The organism is Fibrobacter sp. (assembly GCF_045601785.1).
Classification (GTDB): Bacteria; Fibrobacterota; Fibrobacteria; order Fibrobacterales; family Fibrobacteraceae; genus Fibrobacter.
The window spans coordinates 14,737-35,793 of sequence record NZ_JAZSAF010000004.1 but is presented as its reverse complement, the minus strand read 5'-3'; the positions used below and the strand labels follow the sequence as shown (position 1 = coordinate 35,793).

At 51.9% G+C, this 21,057-nt stretch carries 12 protein-coding genes; 3 read left to right on the top strand and 9 right to left on the bottom strand.

Annotation, left to right across the window (positions count from 1 at the left end):
* Nucleotides 1–362 precede the first annotated feature (362 nt).
* Nucleotides 363–3,548, top strand: a complete 3,186-nt coding sequence (ileS, locus tag ACKI61_RS00805) for an isoleucine--tRNA ligase (protein WP_407455921.1) — start codon at nucleotides 363–365, stop codon at nucleotides 3,546–3,548.
* 294 nt (nucleotides 3,549–3,842) lie between these two features.
* Here the strand turns inward: ileS and ACKI61_RS00800 are convergent, their stop codons facing one another.
* On the bottom strand, nucleotides 3,843–4,397 hold the full coding sequence (locus ACKI61_RS00800; RefSeq protein WP_407455920.1) for a hypothetical protein: 555 nt from the start codon (nucleotides 4,395–4,397) through the stop codon (nucleotides 3,843–3,845).
* A gap of 519 nt (nucleotides 4,398–4,916) precedes the next feature.
* Here ACKI61_RS00800 and ACKI61_RS00795 point away from each other — a divergent pair.
* Nucleotides 4,917–7,070, top strand: coding sequence for a fibrobacter succinogenes major paralogous domain-containing protein (locus ACKI61_RS00795; RefSeq protein WP_407455919.1), 2,154 nt, complete (start codon nucleotides 4,917–4,919; stop codon nucleotides 7,068–7,070).
* A gap of 343 nt (nucleotides 7,071–7,413) precedes the next feature.
* Here ACKI61_RS00795 and ACKI61_RS00790 read toward each other — a convergent pair whose 3' ends face one another.
* The gene (locus ACKI61_RS00790) at nucleotides 7,414–8,361 is read right to left on the bottom strand and encodes an MBL fold metallo-hydrolase (RefSeq protein WP_407455918.1); all 948 of its coding nucleotides are present in this window, start codon (nucleotides 8,359–8,361) and stop codon (nucleotides 7,414–7,416) included.
* Nucleotides 8,362–8,461: 100 nt separating this feature from the next.
* Here ACKI61_RS00790 and ACKI61_RS00785 point away from each other — a divergent pair, with 100 nt between their 5' ends.
* On the top strand, nucleotides 8,462–9,367 hold the full coding sequence (locus ACKI61_RS00785; RefSeq protein ID WP_407455917.1) for a flavodoxin: 906 nt from the start codon (nucleotides 8,462–8,464) through the stop codon (nucleotides 9,365–9,367).
* A 9-nt stretch (nucleotides 9,368–9,376) separates the two neighbouring features.
* Here the strand turns inward: ACKI61_RS00785 and ACKI61_RS00780 are convergent, their stop codons facing one another.
* The 7 genes from ACKI61_RS00780 to ACKI61_RS00750 all read right to left on the bottom strand — a co-directional run bounded on the left by ACKI61_RS00780 (nucleotide 9,377) and on the right by ACKI61_RS00750 (nucleotide 21,052).
* Nucleotides 9,377–10,054, bottom strand: a complete 678-nt coding sequence (locus ACKI61_RS00780) for a DUF975 family protein (protein ID WP_407455916.1) — start codon at nucleotides 10,052–10,054, stop codon at nucleotides 9,377–9,379.
* A gap of 64 nt (nucleotides 10,055–10,118) precedes the next feature.
* Nucleotides 10,119–11,885: a glycoside hydrolase family 44 protein gene (locus ACKI61_RS00775; RefSeq protein WP_407455915.1), complete on the bottom strand. Its 1,767-nt coding sequence runs from the start codon at nucleotides 11,883–11,885 to the stop codon at nucleotides 10,119–10,121.
* Nucleotides 11,886–12,047: 162 nt separating this feature from the next.
* Nucleotides 12,048–13,949, bottom strand: a complete 1,902-nt coding sequence (locus tag ACKI61_RS00770) for a glycoside hydrolase family 5 protein (protein WP_407455914.1) — start codon at nucleotides 13,947–13,949, stop codon at nucleotides 12,048–12,050.
* Nucleotides 13,950–13,982: 33 nt separating this feature from the next.
* Nucleotides 13,983–15,239, bottom strand: coding sequence for a carboxypeptidase regulatory-like domain-containing protein (locus tag ACKI61_RS00765; protein WP_407455913.1), 1,257 nt, complete (start codon nucleotides 15,237–15,239; stop codon nucleotides 13,983–13,985).
* Nucleotides 15,239–16,090, bottom strand: coding sequence for a TIGR02147 family protein (locus ACKI61_RS00760; RefSeq protein WP_407455912.1), 852 nt, complete (start codon nucleotides 16,088–16,090; stop codon nucleotides 15,239–15,241). The genes ACKI61_RS00765 and ACKI61_RS00760 overlap by 1 nt, the downstream gene beginning before the upstream one ends.
* 91 nt (nucleotides 16,091–16,181) lie before the next feature.
* Nucleotides 16,182–19,835 (bottom strand): methionine synthase, encoded by a 3,654-nt coding sequence (gene metH / locus ACKI61_RS00755; protein ID WP_407455911.1) that lies wholly within the window; start codon nucleotides 19,833–19,835, stop codon nucleotides 16,182–16,184.
* A gap of 74 nt (nucleotides 19,836–19,909) precedes the next feature.
* Nucleotides 19,910–21,052: a CobW family GTP-binding protein gene (locus ACKI61_RS00750; protein ID WP_407455910.1), complete on the bottom strand. Its 1,143-nt coding sequence runs from the start codon at nucleotides 21,050–21,052 to the stop codon at nucleotides 19,910–19,912.
* Nucleotides 21,053–21,057: the final 5 nt, after the last annotated feature.

The window sequence follows — 21,057 nt, the reverse complement described above, 5'->3', positions numbered from 1 at the left end:
AACATATTCCAACTCGGAATATTCCGAATTGGAAGGATAATATTTTTTTGCTAATATTGGGTTTTGAATCACTATATTGAGATTCTAGGAGCATCCTATTTGGGGCTACTTTGGGTAGTTCTGCGGTGGTTTGTTTTGCCGTGACCGCCACCATTTTCTATCTTTACGCCCGAAAATTTAACGCCTAATAGCTATGAGCTATGAGGTATGAGGTCGCACACTTCGTGTGCTTTGAGCTAAAGAATCGCGCCAAAGGCGCCTGATAAATCGCCTAGCTTTGCTAGGCAACCTCATTGCTCAAAGGAAACCGAAGGTTACCGCGCTCATGGCTCACAGCCTGGCCGAAGGCCGAGAGGTAACCCATGTTTCGTGAAGTAAAGAAAGAAGAAACCTTTCCGCAGATTGAAGAGCGCGTGCTCGGCTTGTGGGATAAGGATGAATCGTTCAAGAAGTCGCTGGACTCCCGTCCGGAAACTGAACCGTACACTTTCTACGATGGTCCTCCGTTTGCAACGGGTCTTCCGCACTACGGTCACTTGCTTGCCGGCACCATCAAGGATATCGTTCCACGTTACTGGACCATGAAGGGCAAGAAGGTTCCCCGCGGTTTCGGTTGGGACTGCCACGGCCTTCCGATTGAATCCTTGGTGCAGAACGAACTCGGTCTCGCGGGCGTTGCCGAAATCCAGAAGCTGGGCGTCGATAAGTTCAACGAAACTTGCCGCGGCAAGGTGCTCAAGTACACCAGCGAATGGAAGAAGACGGTGCGCCGCATGGGCCGCTGGGTGGACTTCGACAAGGGCTACAAGACCATGGACAAGAACTTCATGGAATCTGTGTGGTGGGTGTTCAAGCAGTGCTTCGACAAGGGTCTCATCTACCAGGGCTACCGCATCCAGCCGTACAGCCCGGCTCTTGCCACTCCGCTTTCGAACTTCGAAACGAACCAGGGCTATAAGGACCGTCAGGACCCGTCCCTCACGCTGATTTTCCCGATCAACTCGAACGAGCCCAAGTTCAAGGACACGAGCATCCTCGTGTGGACGACGACCCCGTGGACACTTTATTCCAACTTCTGCATCGTTGTGGGCCCGGATATGGACTACAACCTGGTGGAACAGGACGGCAAGAAGTACTGGATTGCCGCAAGCCGCACCGCCGCCTACTTCAAGAACCCGAACATCGTGGATACCTGCAAGGGTTCCGAACTCGTGGGCAAGGACTACGAGCCGCTCTCCCGCATTTCCGATGCGTTCGTGACGCCGGACCAGCTGTCCCGCCACTACAAGATTTACCCTGCCGACTACGTGAGTACCGAAGACGGTACTGGCGCCGTGCATACCGCTCCTTCCTTCGGTGAAGAAGACTTCCAGAAGGGTGCTGAACTTGACCTCGGCCTTTTCGACCCGCTGGATACTGAAGGCAAGTTCACCGACAAGGTCCCGATGTGGAAGGGCCTGGGCGCAAAGGAAGCCGACAAGGAAATTATCCGCTACTTCAAGGAACAGGGCCGCGTGTTCAAGCAGGACGTGATCGTCCATAGCTACCCGCACTGCTGGCGTACCGGCGTTCCTCTGATTTACCGTGCCCTCAAGACTTGGTTCCTGAAGATTGACGCCCCTGTCACGAGCAAGGACGGCGTGACCAAGACTTTGAAGGAATGGATGGTCGAAAACAACCAGACCGTGAACTGGGTGCCGGACCACATCAAGAACGGTCGTTTCGGCAAGTGGCTCGAAGGCGCTCGCGACTGGAACCTTTCCCGTAACCGTTTCTGGGGTACGCCGATTCCGGTGTGGCTCTCTGACGACGGCGACATGATTGCCGTGGGTTCCATCGAAGAATTGCAGCAGCTCACTGGCGTGAAGCTTGACGACTTGCACAAGCACTTTGTTGACAAGCTTACGATTGAAAAGAACGGCAAGGTTTACCGCCGTACGCCGGAAGTTTTCGACTGCTGGTTCGAATCCGGTTCTATGCCGTATGCTAGCCGCCATTACCCGTTCGAAAACAAGGAACTCGTGGAACGCAGCTTCCCGGCGGACTTCATTGCCGAAGGCCTCGACCAGACCCGCGGTTGGTTCTACACGCTGACGGTGCTTTCTAACGCACTGTTCCAGAAGCCCGCATTCAAGAACGTGATTGTGAACGGTATCATCTTGGCCGAAGACGGCTCCAAGATGAGTAAGTCCAAGCGCAACTACCCGGACCCGAACGACCTCATCGAACGCACGGGCGCCGACGCCATTCGCTTGTTCATGATCAACTCCGCCGCTTTGAAGGCCGAAGACCTCCGCTTCAGCGAAGAAGGCGTGAAGGGCATCGTGAAGCAGGTGATGTTGCCGCTTTGGAACGCCGTGGCATTCTTTGTCTCTAACCACAACGCTGACGCCGCTAAGGGCCAGTTGAACTGGAAGCCGGGTCAGGAAGTCAAGAGCGACAACGAACTTGACCGCTGGATGCTTGCTACGCTGCAGGATCTCGCTGCCAAGGTTGAAGTGGAAATGAAGGCTTATCGCCTGTATAACGTGGTGCCCGCCGTGATTGCTGCGGTGGATGACCTCACGAACTGGTACGTGCGCCGCAGCCGTCGTCGTTTCTGGAAGTCTGAAAACGATGGCGACAAGAATGCCGCCTACGCTACCATGTACAAGGTGCTCGTGGACTTCTCCAAGATTCTCGCTCCGTTCCTCCCGCTCCTCGCCGAAGAAATCTACCAGATTCTCGTCCGCGAAGTGGATGCCAATGCCCCGGTGAGCGTGCACCTCTGCGAATTCCCGAGCGCTGACAAGTCCCTGATGGACGAAAAGCTCGTGGAACGCATCGCCATGGTGCGTGGCATGGTCGAAATGGGCCGCGTGATTCGCGCTACAAACAACGTAAAGAACCGTATGCCGATTGCAAGCATGACGGTGGTTGCTCATGGCACCGAAGAAAAGAATGTTGCTGAAACGATGAAGGACTTGATCCTCGAAGAACTCAACGTTCGTGAAATGAAGTTCCTCGAAGATGAGACGAAGCTCGTGCAGCTCTCCGCCAAGCCGAACTTCCTTGCCATTAAGGCGAAGGGCCCGGATTACGCGAAGAACATGAAGGTGATTTCTGCGAAGCTGAATTCGCTGAGCGTTGATGAAATCAAGGCTCTGCAGAATGGCGAGACGATTAAGTTCGATTTCGGTGAAGTCGGTGCCGACTGCCTGATGCTCAACCGCATCGTGGCCGATGGCATGGCCGTGGAAGCCAACCAGCACTTCACCGTGGCTCTCGACTTGAAGATTACTGATGACCTGCGCCGCGCCTGCGTGGCTCGCGAACTCGTGAACCGCATCCAGAACCGCCGTAAGGACCAGAACTACGCCATCACCGACAAGATCGAAGTGACGCTGTTCTCTGCAAGCGAAGTCTTCAAGCAGGCTGTTGCCGAGAATGAAGCCTATATCGCTGGCGAGACCCAAGCGGTCGCTATCAAGTGGGCTGCCGCCGCCGATGGCCTCGAAGCCAACGACGCCGATGGAGAGGCATTCAGCTTTACGACTGTTAAGGCATAATCGTCATCCTGAGCCCCGAAGGGGCGAAGGATCCAGACCCTAAAAATTTAGACCGTAGCTCACCGCTGCGGTCTTTTCTGTACAAAAATCACTCTAAATCAGAGATTGTTAAGTTCTTTATGCTAGGGGACAGAAACCCTTGTGTTTGGAATTAAAAATTTTGATTTCTCTTCTTTGGTCAATTGCGAAATTTGGACGCATTTCTTTTTCGCATACTCAAACATCGCCCGCATATCAACGAACGCGGGTAATGTATTGACGTCAATGGGCGAATAACTGTCGTTGAGGTATTCTTTATATTTCTTCGTCAGTCCAGTCATAAGTATATACCTCCATAATATTTTTCATCTGTTCACTGAAAATCCCAAAATGGAATTGGTGCAACATGCAAATTGGAACCGCTCCCAATTTTTCAACATAATGACCAAGTAACTTTACGCTTGCAGCAAACCCAAATACATCGCCATTGTATCCATAATCTTCCGATTTTTTCCCGGCTATGGCAAATAAATGGCCGCCTACACCAGAATACTTAATGTTTTCGGTTAGCAGTTTGTTGTTTTGTGGGGCGGAGCACATCCACTGGATGTAGATTGCCTTAGCGTCAGAATTGTTTTGAAGAGAAACTAACCCTTGAATATCTACGGTTCCCTTAACAACAAGAGCATAGATTTCAGAGTTTTTTGCCAAAGAGCCCCAATTTACATACCAACCATTTTGCTTGTTGTATTTTGAAAGAAAGGATGACCGTCGAATGCGCACGACCTCGGTATCCACAAGCTCACCTGTGGAATTGTCCTTGAGACAAGGGGTAAAATCATCAATATGTACAGAAATAAATCCAGCCATATCACCTCTTGTACAATATAGATTTTTCATTGTGATTTAGCAATCGATTTAATCGGCTTAACCTTGTGCATTACAACTTGGAATACCCTTTTTCTTTACAAAATAGCGAAGAATCGCCATTTTCATTGCAAAAAAGAACTTTTTTGTAAACTATTAGGGCTTTTCGCCCGTTTTTATGTTATTTTTAAGGAGTAAAAGAGTTTTTGCTCTTGTTCTCTAGATGAAATGTGCAAATTTCAAATAGACGGGAACAGGACGAACGCTCACGCAGGTATGCCGTTTTTACGGTATGCTTCAGTTTGTCGTGCCGACTTTTCGGTCGGTTTTTGGTCGTGTAGACCAAGGGCAACAGCCCGTTTGGGGCGTGGGTCGTTTGTGTTTATCGTCTATTAGGCATGCACAGCCTCATCTAGGTAAACGCAACGATCTGCGCCTTTTTTGTATCTATACAAAATTTGGCGAAGTTCTTTGTTGAGTAGGGGTGGAACTTCATAGTAATTTAAACAAAGGACAACTACAATGATAGCAAAAGTTCGACCAAATCTAACAGCGCTCTTCATTTTAACACTCTCCTGTTTATCCGTAGCTACTGCAGGGGAGATTCATCCCGGACTCAAAAACGCCATTGACGCAGGCAATGTAGATATGGCAAAGAATATCATCGAGAAAGCAGGGGTGAAAGACATCTATTGTCCGGCATCATTAAGTGTAAAAGAGGCTGAGAAAATATATGCTAGTTTTCTGAAAGAAAACAAGTTGGCTCTACTAAGCGGACATAAAGGCAAATTCCTTAGTAACACCGTTTTTGCCACAAAATACGCCGAAGAAAAATGCAACAGTAATCAACCTGGCGACAGCGATATTTGTTCACAATGGAGAAAAAAAGAAGAGAATGGAGAAAGTTGGCGAGACCTATTTTATGAATGGTATAAAGCGGGAAAAGGATTATGCCAAAATGTTGAAACGATGGACAATTGCAGTCTGTTGATGTCTCGCTTAACGATTGATGAAAAAATGGATATTTATAGAAAACTTGCAGAAAAAAAATCTCTCATGTTTGAAAAAATGATCGAAAAAGATACTATTGTACAAAAACCTATACCTAAGAAGGAATGCTTAGCTAATATAAGGGAGTATGAAAAAATGCAAAAAACCGTAATCGGAGCCAAGAAAAATGCAAGGGGCAGCTGGGCCTTCCCCTTTGGCTACTGCAATTTTGACGGGACCAAGTCGGCAATTAACCTTTGTGTTGAAAAACTGCATAAATCGGTCAAGGAAGCAGAAAAAGATTGCAGCAATGGTAAAATAACTAAAGATGAAAAAAAGAAAATAAATAGCAAAATATCCTTGTTCCCCTTAAAATATGAAATGAAAGAAACTCTAGAGCAGCTACTCAAATCAGAATGGTTCCAAATGGATGAGAAATGGCTCGAAAATATCAAATTCATATCAAAGTTTATCCAACATGATGAAAAGACGGAAATTGAAAAAATCAAAAATGATTATTCAAAAAATGGTGATTTAAAGATAAACGATATTGTCGCAACTTGCAAAATCTTTCCAAAATTTGACAAAAAAATCGAAAATGCTATCGGTTTTTCATTATTCAACTGCAAACAAATTTTGGATAAATATCAGTCCAAATGTAATGTAGCAGAATCTAACAAAATCATAAACATTCCTAACATGTTGACTGGCACGAGCACTTCTACTACAGCAATATGCGATAAGCAAACAGGCGTTTATAGAAAGCCTGATCCGTATGAATCGATAACGAAATCACTATGTGATGGATCTGAGAATAGCTGGATGAAGACTTATTACGATGAAATTGCTCGAGACTCTATTTCGCTTGTATGCGACAAGAAACAAGGTAAATTCAGGAGCGCCAGATATTGCGAGCAAGTCAAGGGCCTTTGCAACAAAGAAATTGAAAAAATAGAATGTCTTGATGAAACATGTTATGATGAAGAATGGCAAGATACAAAGGAAATTAACACAAAGAACCTATCGTTTGAACCAGGCAAATTTGTTGATGGTTCGATTAACCCCAATTACACCTATTTCAAAGATTTTAGGGACAACCAGATATATCGCTCTGTAAAAATAGGCGAACAGATATGGATGGCAGAGAATCTCAAATATGACGACGGCAATCTACCAAGGATTAGTTGGTATTATGGCAATGACAAGGAAAGCAACTTCTTCTATGGACGTCTATATTCATGGGCTGCCGCAATGGATAGCGTAGGATTAATAACTAACAATGGTAAGGGCTGTGGACATGAAAGCACTTGTTCCCCAACATACCCTGTACGGGGTATTTGCCCTGAAGGATGGCATCTGCCAGACACAACGGAATGGAATGTTTTGCTTACTACGATTGGAGAGAAACAAGCAGGAAAAATGCTCAAAATTGGAGACTTTCCGAATTGGAATGGAACAGATGATTATGCATTTTCCATACTTCCCGCTGGCGGAAGATTTGGCGAAGACAACTATGGCCAAGGGAAATTCGAAGACATATATGAAAGAGCTTTTTTTTGGACATCTCAGGAAAACGATTATTACACAGCGTACCATGTGTATCTGTACTACGGAAGTAACGGCGCAACCATACATTTCAATTCTTACAAGAAGAATGGTTTCAGCATCCGTTGCATAAAAGATTAATTGTTCTTCATGCGTTAGGGATAGCGAGCTTGCGAAGCGAGGCTTGGTTTTAGGAGGCGGGTAGCGAGCGAAGCGATGGGCAGCTGCCCCTAAACAGCGTGCGAGCCGAATGCAGTGAAAACAAGCTTGCTTGTTTTCATTGCTGAGGCGATGCCGCGGACGCCAAGGGCTCAAATATAGCCCGACCCACGAAGTGGGCGGACAGCACTTAACAACTTGTTGTTTAGTGCGCATGGCCACCATGGTGGGGAATGCCCCTAAAAATTTTGACCGTAGCTCACCGCTGCGGTCTTTTTATAGACTTGCACGATTTTAGTCAAGTTGTGACTAAGAGGCAAAGCCCTTACTCCGCGAATCCCGGAGGGGGCAGGTGCATGCCGGCCATTAGGAGCTTATTGTCGCGGGCGTATTGCATAACGCGCTTGCGGCTTTCGGCGGATTTCGGCTTGTCCATGTCGTAGTTGGAATTGATTTCGGGGTGGTCCTTCTGCAATGCGTAACCGTGCATCAGGTCGCCGACGATAAGCAGGTTCGCCAGCTGGAAAGCGGTGTGACCCGGCGTATGCCCGATGGCGTCTATCGCGAGCACTCCGTGGGGGAGCGTGTCGCCAAATGCGAACAAGTGAAGGCTATCCTTGTAGAGCGCCATGATGTTCTTCTGCAAGTCGTTTTTCGGGATGTCGTTCATCCAGGCGTCGTATTCCACCTTGCCCGCATACACGGCGGCGTTCTTGAAAACCTTCGTGTCGTTGCCGGCGTCGTCCTTTGCCACAAGGCCTGCGATGTGGTCCGCATGGAAATGCGTGAGGTAGATAAGCTCGATGCTGTCGGGGTTCACGCCGAGAGCGGCGAGGCGTTTCTGGAGCTGTCCGCCGAAAGCCCCGAGACCTGCGTCGAACAAGATGAATTTGCCGTCCACCTTCACGAGGAACGCGCTCACGCTGGCCGGGATGCCATTGGGCATGTTCAGGCTGTTGTAGAGCGAGTCGCTCGCGTCGCTGAAGAGCGTGCGTGGCATCAGCCTTTCGCTCTCGTTGTCCTGAATCCAGGTGACGTTTGCTCCGTTTGCGAGCGTGAGCGTCTTGGTGCCCGCGACAGTCGCGGCAGTTTCAGCGGCGGATTCAGTGCCGGCGGATTTCTCGACACCCGCGACAGCGGTATTTGTCGGTGCAGCGGTTTCAGTACCCGCAGTTTCCGCGGTGGCGGTTTCCTTGGCGGTCTTGGTGTCGCTGCAGGCAGCCATCGTGAATGCCAGCGCGAAAGAGCAGAGCGGGATAAAAAGTTTGTTCATGGAGCCTCCTGTATGGTAGAATATATAATAACATTTGGCCTGTGCGTACAATTTCTTTTTTATTTTAGGGAATAGAATTTAAAGAAAAAAGGAGTTCCCTATGTTCCGAAAGTTGAATTTGGCTGTTGCCGCATTGTCGATGCTTGGAATGTCTGCAATGCTTGCCGCATGCAACGAGCAGAAATCTAAAACCGAGGTGAAAAAGGATGTCGCTGAGGTGGCGACGCCTGCACCTACGCCGGCTCCCACGAAGTCTGTGGTGGTGTACTATTCGCAGAATGGTGCGACCAAGAAACTTGCCGGGATTTTTGCGAATGCAAGGAATGCCGAGACGGTGGAACTTAAGCTTGTAAAACCGTACCCCTCGACCTACGACAGCACGATTGCTGCGGTGAAGGTGCAGCGTGATAGTAAGCAGTGGCCCGCGCTCGAAAATGCAAAGCCGGAACTCGCCAAGTACGATACGGTCTACCTGGGCTACCCGATTATGTTTGGCTCCTTTGCTCCGCCGATTTACACCTTCCTCGATTCCAACGATCTAGGCGGAAAGGTTGTGGTGCCGTTCTGCACATACGGTAGCGGTGGTCGCAAGGCGTCTGCCGCGGAACTCAAGACGCTTGAGCCGAATGCGAACGTGACGCTAGCTTATGGAATTTCGAACAAGCGTATCACGGCGGAAAATGGCGCCGAAGTCGCGGCGAAGGAAGTCGAGGGGTTCTTTGCGGATCTTGAAACGGGCAAGACCGAAGAAATACTCCTAGGCGGTTATTCGGAACAGCGCCCGCTTACTGCAGAAGATTCTGCCGTGTTTGCTGAGGCGACCAAGGATTACGCCTACTTGAGCCTCAAGCCGCTGAGTGTCGCGACGCAGATTGTGGCCGGCACGAATTACCTGTTCGTTTGCGAAATGAAGGCTTTCGGCGGCCCTGCCACGCAAACGAACGTGAAAATATTTAAGCCGCTCCCGGGTCGCGGTGCGGCTGAACTGATTGTCGTAGAAAAATAATTTTCGGTATTATTTAACGGGGTCGGCTGGGACAATTTCGTCTAAGCCGGCCTTTTTTTCTTGCCTGTCCTTAATTTCAAGATAGAGCTTGCTTTTGGCGGTAAGGTAGTAGGGTGAAACCCATAGGCAGGCAATGCCGAACGTGACGAGGGTGAGTAGGAACCAAAGTGAAAATGCAATTTGCAGGTAGAATAGCTGCATGCGGTGACCGTACATCATTTCTTTACTTGCCGTGATTGCTTGGAGCGGACTGTACTCCGGGTGGTCAGCGAGAATGAGTTCTGTCATGGAATAGGAATACATCTTGATTATCCCGGGGACGATCAGGAGCAGTGACCACAAGAAAATAAAGATGTATTGGAGAAATTCCGTCGCGATAACCTTTAAGAAGTAATTCATGTCGCGGAATGCAGTGAATAGCGTTGCCGTGGAAAGGGGCTTCTGGCGTGCGTTGTCAAGGAAGCAAACATAGAATCCGAATAGTATGCCCGTAGTTGTGATTGTCGTAACGAGATTGCAAACTAAAAGCGGAAAGCTGTTTTCTTCCAGAAATGCTGCGGGTATTGCGGGTACGATGAAGGTGAGAAGGCTGCTCAAAAAGACGATGAGCGCGCCACAGCCCCATTTGTCTTTCATGGCGTCCCAAGCGAAGTCCTTGATCTTTCCAACGATTATAGGTCTTTGCATGAAAAGAGTTTCGTTTTCCATAAGAGTCCTTTGGGTTTGTTTGCGACTTCAGGGAATATAAAAATTATCGCAGAATATAATACCCGGGGCTTGTGCGGGTGTGCGTGACGTTTCGGCCCTTGGTGTCGAAGCGGCTCGTGTTTCCGTAATGTGGCGCGGGTCGAATCGTGGCTTTGGGCCTGATGCCGTCAACGACGGTCGGCGTTGACGTAGTGAGCAGTACTGCGGTGATTGACTTTGCGGGGAGCTTGAGCGAAACCTTGTTGCCGGTGGCAGAGGCTGTCTCTGCCTGTAGCGCGTTTTCCGTATGTGAAACGAACGTTTCACCCTGGAGGTCCTGCAAGGTGAGTGTTTTGACAGTCCCGTCGGAGGCGAAGTTCGCAAGGCCGAGGTTCACATCCTGAGCATCCTTTTCGGCGCGGTTCACGAAGATGACCGTGAGCGAATCGCCCTTGTTGCTGATGGAACTGTAGGCGGACACCAGCGAGTCGTTGCTGGAGGTGGACTGCACGCGGTTCGGGTGGCCGTAGCGGCTGAACAGGTGCACCGTTTCGTACATGCCGTCGCCCCATGTCCACGGGGTGAAAATCTCCACGCCGTTATCCTGCATGGTTCCGAGGAACGACGCGTAAGTGAGGGCCGTCACCATGGGGTCGGAATCGTTCAGGTCGGTTTCGGTGATGCCGAGTTTGATGCCGTGATCCTTGCCAAAGTACTTTTCGAGCCAGTTGTTGATACGCACGAAGATATAGGACCTGTAGCCCTTCTCCTTGTCGCTCCAGTCGCACTTGCCTGTCGCGCAGCGCACACCGTTACCGCCCTTGTAGTAGTAGGTGGTGTCGAACAGAACGCGGTGCCAATTGACGCGGCTTTCGTAGTCTTTTTCGGTGGGGTACCAGTGGATGTCGAACACGTCGAGGAGCCGCACGCCGCTCGCCTTTTCAGCTTCGGCGATTTTCTTGGTGAAGAATTCTAGCCAGCAGTATTCCTGTCCGTCAATCTTTGGCCTGCTTTCTTCGTTGTAGGCATTGATGTGGCACCATTGCCATTCGTTGGCGACTACGGGGCCGGTGAGCTTGATGTCGCTCCAGGCGGCGCGGGCCTTCTTGGCCACGTCGATGTAGCGTTCAACGAGGAAATCTCCGGTGACGGGCAAGTCCAAATCGTTGTGGGTTCCGCGCCAGATTTCAATTTCGTTGTCCATGCTCCAGTATTTAAAACGGCTCATGTCGTACTTGAGTTCGTCCCTCCAGTGCGGGATGATGCCGACCGTGGAGTCGGCGGGCCATTCCATGTTGTAGAGCGAGGCGTCGCCCGCCTTGATGAGCGTCTGGCCGTCTTCTGATACTTCACCGCCGCCCGCAAGGTCGAATGTGCGTGACGGATAAGAGCCGTGTTCCTGTTTCCAGTTCCAGTCCGGGAAATTGTATTCGGTGCTGCTTGCCGCGTAGCCCGTGAGCTGGAAGCCGTACATCGCGTCGACTCCCGGCATCTTGTCGAGCACCTTTTTGGCGGTGATGTCCCAGTCATGATCGTAGACGTTGTTGAACCAGTCGGGGTGAACAGTCATTTTGTGGCGCCAGTTGTAGCGCGTGGAGTTGTTGCCGTTGTTCGCACGCATCATGTGGATGCCTGCGTCGAGCATCTGCGCGATAAAGGCTTCTTCGTCGGCATCGCTTTCGGTCTTGATGTCGCTCACCTTGTCGATGTTGCGTCCGTAAATGTAGGGCGAAATTTTCTTGATGCCTTTTTGCGCGTCGACGGTGATGTCGATGGCGGCGGTGGACAATGTCGCTGCACCTGCGACGATTGCGGCTAGAATACGTTTCATAAAACACCCCTTTAAAAAACAACCTGTCTTTAAAATAATCTCTTTTTTTTTAAAGCGGTAGTTGCAGCTGTGGAGTTTTTGGGCTTTTGCGTTGAAAAGGTGGGTCACCCGTAATGGGCACCCCACCTTTGGATTATGGGATTGTGGTGTATTAGGGAAGTTCTACTTGATGCTGATGGTCTTGCTCGTTGCGCCAATGCGGAGAATGTAGCGGCCTGCCTGCGGAACGGTAAGGTTCAGTTGACCATTTGCGGAACCCGTGGCGATTGCCTGACCGAGCATGTTCAGAAGTGCGTAGCGGCTATGTTGCGGAATACCCGTAACGGAAATATTTTGACCCTGTACCATGACGCTGAAGTTCGTTTTCGCGGCTTTAGCAAGCCGTGTACCGATGGCGTCCGTGCCGTCGGGAATCTTTACCGGCGTGTAGCCTTCGACGCTGCCGACGCACTTGATGTCCTTGATCCAGAGCGAGCTGCTGAAAGCGGTGTCGATGACATTGAAACGGATTGCTCTCACGAGATCGAGTACGGGTGTTCCGGGGATGTCGCTCTGCCACCCGTTATTGACCATCCAGCCCATGTCGATGTTGACGGTTTCCCAATCCATGGTGAGCGGCATTGCGATGTAAGGGAAATCCCAGACGCCGCTGCCGAAGGCTTCGGTGGATTCGTTCCAGTCGTAGTACAGCGTGAGTTCGTGGTTGGATCCCTTGTAGGTGTACTGGAGCATTTTGCACTTGGAAAAGTCCGTGGTGCCGTCTAGAACGTAGTCCGCCTTTGCGTAGGGGGAGTAGCTGAAGGGGCTGTTCGGGTCGAGAACGATTTCGTCCATCTTGCCGATGCCATCGGAGGAGTTGTCCTTGACGCTAGATGTGCCGTAGTTTCCGTCAGCGTCGGCTTCCACCGTATCGGCGAAAATTTTCCAGGATCCCTTGATTTCGCTCAGGTCGCTGTAGGTCACCAGGTTCGGAAGGTTGTCCGTAATTTCGTTTTCCCATTTCAGTCGCTTGGTGTAGGTGGTCTTCTGTGGCAAGATGTTTGCACGGGTGTAGTCGGCCACCGGATCGGTGCCGAGGAAGGGGCGTTCTACGTTCCACATGGCGGTGGAAAGTTTCTTTTCGTTGGTCCACTGCAAGAATGCCTCAAGCTGAGTCTTGTTGTCGGCATTGGTGAAAATATCCTGAATGCCACCCCATTCGGTGACGAACACGCTCAGGCCCGCGGCCATCGCCCTGTTGGAACTTGCGGTGTGTTCCGATGTCTTGTGCATGTTGGCGTAGAAGTGGTAGGTGTAGGCGATGTTCTTGTCGTTCACCGGATTGTTGACGGCGTCACCTGCCATGGAAGACCAAACCGGCGTACCGATGATAACCAGGTTGTCGGAATGCTTGCGGATGGCCGCAGTGACGGTGTCGGCGTAAGCCTTCAGGTCGTCCCAAGATTCGCTCACGGGCTCGTTGTAGATCTCGAAGATGACATGCGGGTACTTGCCGTAGCGAATGGCCATGCGCTCGAAGAATTCGGCGGCGTCCTTGGCAGTAAAGCAGAGCTTGTTGTCGTTGAATTCGAATTGGGGCTTGACACCCTTGTGGATGCAGTTGTAGTAGCCACCTTCGCTGTGCCAGTCAATGAGCACGTAGATGTCGTTTTCAATGGCGGCCTGCACGACCGTGTCCATTTTTGCTTCGTAGTATTCCGGGCGGGTCATGTATATGCCCTGCCCCCACGGCGCTACGGCGCCCATGGCGCTACGCACGAGTTCCACATTCCAGCCGCCCACCAGCGTGTCGATGTAGGTGTTGCCGTAAAAGCTTACGCCCCAGGGCCAGTGCTGGCTCCACGAAAGGCTCATGCCGCGCAGCTGGACTTCCTTGCCGTCGACAACGCCGTCTACGCTGCCGTAGATGCGGCCTTCGCCTGCAGTGTTCTTGGCGGCCTGTAGCGCTCCGTATTGGCTTACGGGGCCCACTCGCTTGGGCAAGATGGTGGCGGATGCGTTTGTGGCGATAGTAGCCGCGCAAACCGCTGCGGCGATCCACGCCGAGCTCTTGAGAAGTTTCATAACACACTCCTATTTTAGTTTGTTAAAAATTCGCTAGAAATTCTTTCCGAGTTCCGGCCACATGCCGGGTGAAATTCCTTCTATCTTAATATCGTCAAGGTAAAATTCAGCATCGTTTTCAACTACAAAGTTTATAGAATTAATGGCGGTCAAGTCCGTGTCCAATTCTTCGGTGGTAATGGTATAGCGCTTCCATTCGCTGTCCAGTTCGATTGGCGCGGACATGGCGAACACCTTTTCGCCGGTGCTGTCGCGTAGGGTAAGTTGCAGGAACAGTTCGCCGGATCCCTTGGCGTCAAAAGAGATGGAGGTGGCTTCGCTCAGGTCGAAGAAAGCGAAGTTCTTGTGGTTCTCGTAGTCGTCGCCCAGGGCGAATCCCGCTACGCCGAAACGTCCGTCGGTTTCCTCATCCAAGTCGTACAGCAGGTGCATCACGTATCCCTTGTCCGGGTCCTTTTCGAAAAGGTTTTCCAGGCCGGGCTCGTTGAGAAGCTTGCTTCCGCCGCCCAGCGTGGAATCGGTGAGGACGAACCACCAACCTTCTCCGAATGTGCGACCGAGAAGGGAACGATGGGTTTCCCATTGTTCGAAATTATCTACCAGAATGAAAGGCGCTGCGTCCAGGTCAATGACATTGTCAGCGTCTACGGTGCTGTCTGCCATGGCCTGAACCTGGAATGCGCGGGTCCCGTGAACATCTTCAACGAAGGCGAAATGTTGACCTTCGGGAATGCCCGAGACTTCGAAGTTTCCGTTGCTGTCGGTAGTGACGGCCTTGTCGAGAATTTTGACGGTGGCGCCCTTGATAGAGTTTCCGTTTTGTGTAATGTTGCCCTTCAGCGATGTACTGGCACTTGCGACGAGGGATGTTTGCGATGTTGAATCGTCGAAGTTTATCCAGCTCATCGCTGATAGGGTGTCTCCGGAGCGAGCCTCAACAAGATGTAGGCCGCTTAAGGAGGTGTCAATAGGAACTTGGCCGTTTTCGTCGAGCGTGTCGACCGATACGAGGTCCATGGATTTTTCTGACATGCTCCAGGTGCGTGCGATGGCGCGGGCGAGTGGGGTACCGTCGGCCTTGACGAAAGCGATTGTGGCAAGTTCGGTTTCGCCTGCATTGCTGCCGGTGCCGTTTGCAATGTCGTTACTTGCGCTGTCGGAGCAACCGGCGACGATCATTGCTGCAAAAGCGCAGACGACTACCCACGTCCAACCCAATCCATCCCCAATTTTCATCGATAAAGACTGGGTAGCCGCTGCGTTAGGAGAATTCTTGCTGATGCTCTGCATTATTTGTCCTCCTTTGCTCGGGGCACTAGTTGAAACCCTACATGGCATACGCGGTCGGGCGATTTTTCTTCGCGGGCTATGGCGAGGATCTTTTCGCGGAGGGTGGCGATTTCTTCGCGAACCTTTTCAAAGCTTTCTTTGGAAAGGCTGCAGGTGACGCTGGTGATGCTTCGGTCATCGCTGGTGAAGCTGTCGTAGACTTCGGCGTTAATCTCAAGATTCTTGAGGTGATACTTGCGTAGAATGGTGGAACGTACGCGAGGTGGAGTCGAAATGATTGGACTCGTCACGACGAACTTTCCGTCTTCGGTGGTGGTGATGAACCCGGCCTCGGTCAGGTAATCTATGCCGCTCTGTACTTGTGGGGCGCGGAGCGTGGGGGTGAACATGCGACCGATGCGTTCGGCGGAAGTTCCTGCGGGAATTAGCGGCAGGAGGTCGCGAAGGACGGGGTAATACCACTTTGAGAAGAACTTGAGCGTGGAATCTTGCAGGGCGAATTCCTTGTTGTGTCTCCTTGCGGCGAGCAGTTTTTTGAGAAATATTTCGCGGCTGTCCACATTGCGTTCGTTGCCGAATTTTACCATGTCTAGGAAATATTCGGTTTCGTCATCGTTCATGGCCCAAGCTTTGGCGAGAGTCTTTGCGTTGACTACAGAAAGTGGGCGGCTGCCGTCGAGAATACGGCTAAAGAAAGCGGAGCCAGATAGACCTGCGTTTTCTTGAATGGCGCGCAACGAAAGACCGCTTTTTTGCAATGTTTCCAAAACATTATTTATGTATTCCCGGTAATCGAAATACATAAAAACATTTTCGTTTATTGATGCAATAATTTTGGAAACATTGTTCATGTTACCAAATATAAGCAAAACTTTTCAAAAAAGCAATAGAAAAATTTAAAAAAATTCAAATTTTTTGGAAACACCTCAAAAATGGCGTTTTTTAAGTCTTTACGTGAAAATAATCCACTTCAGGGTGGCTGATGTAGAGGCCGCTCACGGAGGCTTGCGGGTACATGGCGCCGTTTTCGGTGAGGCTGATGCCCACGCTACCGAAGTCGATGAGTTTCGCGATATTGAAGATTTCCTTGATATTTGGAAGCACGGGGTAGCCGACGGCCGGGCGGATGCCCTTCCAGCTGTTGGTGCGGGCGAGTTCCTGGCTCAAGTATTCGGCGCCCGCTTCGGCGAGGCGGTCGGCGACAGTCTGCATCAAAAGAACGTCGTAGTCGCTGCCGCCCTGTTCGGCCTTGAACTTTTCGAGGCGCTTCACGAAGGCGTCGCTCACGGTGACGGCGAAGGCGCCCACGATGTCGCGGAATACATCCTTACCGGCGGGAGCGGCGAAGATGCTTGCGGTATTCGCATTCGCAGGAGCGACGTAGTCGCAGAGGGCGAGGCAGGTGCCTTCGGGGTTCTGCTGGCGTGCCGTGGCGACTTCGACAAGGTCGGAGTCGGTGCCGGTACGGCCCGTGTTGAACTTGATAGTGCTTTCCGTACCGGCTGCAGGGTAGAACGCCTGCACGGCACGCAGTGCATATTCGGGTTTTGTGAGACTCTTGATGAGCGCTTCGGCATCGGCCTTGAGCTTCTTGGCTTCTTCCTCTTCGGGCTTGATTTTCCAAGTGAAGAAGAAGTATTCCCAGCTGATAAGCGGGATAACTTTTTCCAGCGTGATGGGCGGGAGTTTGCTTTCGCCCATGAACGGAGGCTCCACGGGCTGGTACTTGCTCCAGTCGCATTGGTAGCGGCGTTCTTCCGGAGTCTTTTCGGCTGCGGCCATGGCGCTTGCGGCCTCGGTCTGGATGCCGTTTTGCTTGTCGCGGATGCGCTGCTGTTCTTCTCGGTTTTCGCGAATGGTTTGTTCGCTAGTTGCCGGATCCAAAAGTTTCTGGGCGAGGCCCGGGTTGCTGGCGGCATCGCGCACGTGGAATACGGGGCCGTCGTAGCACGGGGCAATCTTTACGGCCGTGTGCGTGGGCGAGGTCGTTGCGCCTCCGACGATAATCGGAATGCGCTGGCCTGCATCTTGCATGGCCTTCGCGACAGTGCACATTTCTTCGAGCGAGGGCGTAATCAGTCCGGAAAGGCTCAGAATGTCGGCCTTGTTCTCGATGACCGCCTTCACGATAACGTCTTCGGGAACCATCACGCCGAGGTCCACCATCTCGTAGCCGTTACAGGCCATAATCACGGAGACAATATTCTTGCCGATATCGTGCACGTCGCCCTTCACGGTCGCAATCACGATTTTGCCGCGGCTCGAAGCGTTCGCGTCTTTGCCCGCCTCGATGTAGGGCTGCAAAATTTCCACTGCCTTCTTCATGGTGCGTGCGGTCTTTACCACCTGCGGCAAGAACATCTTGCCTTCACCGAAGCGGCGGCCGACTTCGTTCATGCCGTCCATAAGCGGGCCGGAAATGATTCCCACCGGGCTATCGCCACGGTTGATGAGTTCCATCAGGTCGGGCTGAAGAGAGGTGGAAGTTCCCTTGAGCAAGGCTTCTTGCAAACGTTCTTCGGGCGTGGTAGGCTTTGCTTCGGCGGCAGCGCTGGCGTTGTCGTCAGAAGAGCTTGCGCCTGTGCTCATGGCAAAAATTGCCTTCGGGTCGTACTTGGTGCCCGCTTCCTTGGCGGCCGCGGCGGCTGCGGTCATGCGGCTTGCAATTTCGATGAGCGCTTCGCTTGCATCCGGTTCCGTGTTGTAGATGACTTCGGTAATGGCCATGCGGAGTTCCAGCGGAATCGTCTTGTATTCGATAATCGCGCTGGGGTTCATGATGGCCATGCCCATGCCGTTTGGAATCGCGTAGTGAAGGAACGTGGTGTGCATCGCTTCGCGCAGGTAGTTATTGCCGCGGAAGGCGAACGAAAGGTTCGAAAGACCGCCCGAGATGCGCACGCCGGGCAGGTTGTCCATAATCCAGCGGACCGCACGGATAAAGTCAATGGCGTAAGCGTTGTGTTCCGCCATGCCCGTAGCGACAGTCAAAACGTTCGGGTCGTAAATGATGTCCGAGGGGTCGAAGCCGAGCTTCTTCACCATGATGTCGTAAGCGCGGGCGGCGATCTGTACGCGGCGCTCGTAGTTGGTGGCCTGGCCTTCTTCGTCGAAGAGCATCACGATGACCGCACCGCCGAGGCGCTTGATGGTGCGCGCGTGATCGATAAATGCCTGTTCGCCCATCTTGAGGGAGATGGAATTCACGATGCACTTGCCCTGGGCGCACTTGAGGCCCGCTTCGATGACTTCGAAACGGGAAGAGTCCACCATGATGGGCACGCGGCTGATGGCCGGGTCCGATGCGAGCAGGTTCAAGAAGGTCTGCATTTCGGCGGTAGCGTCCAAGAGACCGTCGTCCATGTTCACGTCGATTACGTCGGCACCGTCTTCGACCTGCTTGCGTGCGATGTCGAGAGCTTCTTCGTAATTCTTTTCGTTGATGAGGCGGAGGAACTTCTTGGAGCCCGCCACGTTGCAGCGTTCGCCCACCTTCACAAAATCTTCGGCGTTGCAGCTGTCGGCGCCGTTGCTCGGGCGCACCTGTTCCTTGAACAGCGGCTCGAGCCCTGCGAGGCGGAGTAGCGGGCTCGTGGCGTACTTTGGCGCGGGCTTGCGGCGTTCGTAATCGGCTGGCAGGGCGTCGAGCATCTTGCGCATGGCGGCGATGTGTTCCGGTGTGGTACCGCAGCAACCGCCAATCATGTTCACCAGTTTGTCGTCCAGGTAAACGCCCATGAGCCGCACCATGTCTTCGGGCGTGTCGTCGTAACCGCCGAACTGGTTTGGGAGTCCCGCATTCGGATGACAGCTAATGTAGCAGGGCGCAACCTTGCCCATGCGGCGCAGGTACGGCACCATGCCGTCGGCACCGAGACCGCAGTTCAGGCCAATCGAAAGCGGGTGCATGTGCATCACGCTCACGGCGAAAGCTTCCACCGTCTGGCCCGAAAGTGTACGGCCCGAGGCGTCGCTCACCGTCATGGAGAACATGACTTCGACAGGCTTGAGGTCTGCGGCTTTGTCGCCGGCGTCGGCAGCGCGTTTTTCCATCACCTTGGTAAATGCACTTGCGGCGGCTTTCGCATTCAGTGTATCAAAAATCGTTTCAATCAGAATCGCATCGACGCCTTCTTCCACCAGCACCTGAATCTGTTCCAGGTAGGCATCTTCCAGCTCGTCGAAAGTAATGCTACGGCTCGCGGGGTCGTTCACGTCTTCGCTCATCGAAAGCATCTTGCTCGTGGGGCCCACGTCGCCGAGGATGTACACCTGGCGGCCGTACTTTTCCATGGCCTCTGCCGCCGCCTGCTTCGCAATCTTCACCGCGGCGCGGTTCATTTCGGCAATGCGGTGTTCCTGGTGGTATTCGTGCTGGCTCACGCGTTGGCTCGAGAACGTATTCGTCGTCAGACAGTCCACGCCCGCATCCACGTAGCGGCGCTGGATATCGAGAATGATTTCCGGCTTCTCGATGGAGAGCATGTCGTTGTTCGCGCCCTTGATGCCGTAAGTCTGAATGACAGAACCCATGCCGCCGTCCAGCAGCATCATTTTGCTTTCAAAAGCCTCGCGTAGAGTCATTTTTTTATCCATGGCACGAACCGCCGTCTTTTACATTTTATGCATTTATTTAATTTTATGCATAAATATAGAAAAAGAACGTGCGGCTAGTCAAGGCATTTTTCGAGTTCCATTCGGATAGAATCCTTGTTGTAGCCCTTGCCGATAAAGACGACCTGGTTTTCGCGGTCGCCGTAGCGGGAATCCCAGTTTTCCCGGACTTCGGGATTATCGGCGAGGTAGGCTTGCTTTTGGTCTTCGCGCAGGGCGTCTATCCAATACGAAACGGGCATGACCGAAGAATTCCGGCCGGCCTGTTCGAACAGTTGAACGTCCCTGCTGGCGTCCGAGAACCAGATGTAGCCCTTGGAACGGATGAGTTCGGCGGGGTAGCGGTTGTTGACGAAGTCCATGAAGCGGGTCCTGTTGAACGGTTGCCTGGTTTCGAAAACGAAGGATGAAATCCCGTATTCGTCTACGCAGCTGTCGCGTCGGCGTCCTGACTGCAACAGGCTTGCGGTGGCTTTTTGAATGGCCGAGGACGATTCGATTTGGCCGTAGTTGAAAGGTTTTGTTGTAAGGATTTTTTCGATGTCGATGTCGCCGTTTACTGAATGGATAATCGGTGCGCGGGGCTGGAAATCTCGCACGATGGATTCGACTTCCTTGAGTTGGTCTTCGCTGAGCAAGTCGCACTTGTTCAAGACGATAAAGTTGCAGAATTCGATTTGGTCTACAATCAGGGTGGAAATTTCTTCTTGCGAAAGATCGTATTGATCGGCGAGGGCGTCCCGCTGTTCTTTTTTGTGCTTCAAGTCGCTGAGGAATTCTCGGTAGATGCGGTCTGCATCGACGACAGTCACGATGGATGTCAGGTAGACGTTTGTGTCGGGGTTGTCTTCTTCGTAGGCCAAAAAGCTTGCGCTGACGGCGCCGGGATCACTGATGCCGGAGGCCTCGACGAATACGACTTCGATGGAGTCTAGGTTAGAAATCTTTTCGACTTGCTCGATGAATTCGTCGCGGAGGGTGCAGCAGATGCAGCCATTCTGCAGTTCGAACATCGGGCATTCGGCCACGTTCGAGCCGTTCTTCTTGAGGATTTCGGCATCAACATTGATGCTGCCCATGTCGTTGACGATAAGGGCGACTTTTCGTTTTTCCTGTTTGAGAATGTTGTTCAAGAGGGTGGTCTTGCCGGAGCCCAGGTATCCGGTAATGAGGATGACGGGTTTCTTGTTCTTTTTCATAGTTC

Excerpts from the sequence above, each read along its gene's own strand:
- ACKI61_RS00785 (WP_407455917.1), top strand. The coding sequence starts at position 8,462 with ATGTTCCGAAAGTTGAATTTGGCTGTTGCCGCATTGTCGATGCTTGGA.
- ACKI61_RS00760 (WP_407455912.1), bottom strand. The coding sequence starts at position 16,090 with ATGAACAATGTTTCCAAAATTATTGCATCAATAAACGAAAATGTTTTT.
- ACKI61_RS00750 (WP_407455910.1), bottom strand. The coding sequence starts at position 21,052 with ATGAAAAAGAACAAGAAACCCGTCATCCTCATTACCGGATACCTGGGC.
- ACKI61_RS00780 (WP_407455916.1), bottom strand. The coding sequence starts at position 10,054 with ATGCAAAGACCTATAATCGTTGGAAAGATCAAGGACTTCGCTTGGGAC.
- ACKI61_RS00775 (WP_407455915.1), bottom strand. The coding sequence starts at position 11,885 with ATGAAACGTATTCTAGCCGCAATCGTCGCAGGTGCAGCGACATTGTCC.
- ACKI61_RS00770 (WP_407455914.1), bottom strand. The coding sequence starts at position 13,949 with ATGAAACTTCTCAAGAGCTCGGCGTGGATCGCCGCAGCGGTTTGCGCG.
- metH (WP_407455911.1), bottom strand. The coding sequence starts at position 19,835 with ATGGATAAAAAAATGACTCTACGCGAGGCTTTTGAAAGCAAAATGATG.
- ileS (WP_407455921.1), top strand. The coding sequence starts at position 363 with ATGTTTCGTGAAGTAAAGAAAGAAGAAACCTTTCCGCAGATTGAAGAG.
- ACKI61_RS00795 (WP_407455919.1), top strand. The coding sequence starts at position 4,917 with ATGATAGCAAAAGTTCGACCAAATCTAACAGCGCTCTTCATTTTAACA.
- ACKI61_RS00765 (WP_407455913.1), bottom strand. The coding sequence starts at position 15,239 with ATGCAGAGCATCAGCAAGAATTCTCCTAACGCAGCGGCTACCCAGTCT.
- ACKI61_RS00800 (WP_407455920.1), bottom strand. The coding sequence starts at position 4,397 with ATGGCTGGATTTATTTCTGTACATATTGATGATTTTACCCCTTGTCTC.
- ACKI61_RS00790 (WP_407455918.1), bottom strand. The coding sequence starts at position 8,361 with ATGAACAAACTTTTTATCCCGCTCTGCTCTTTCGCGCTGGCATTCACG.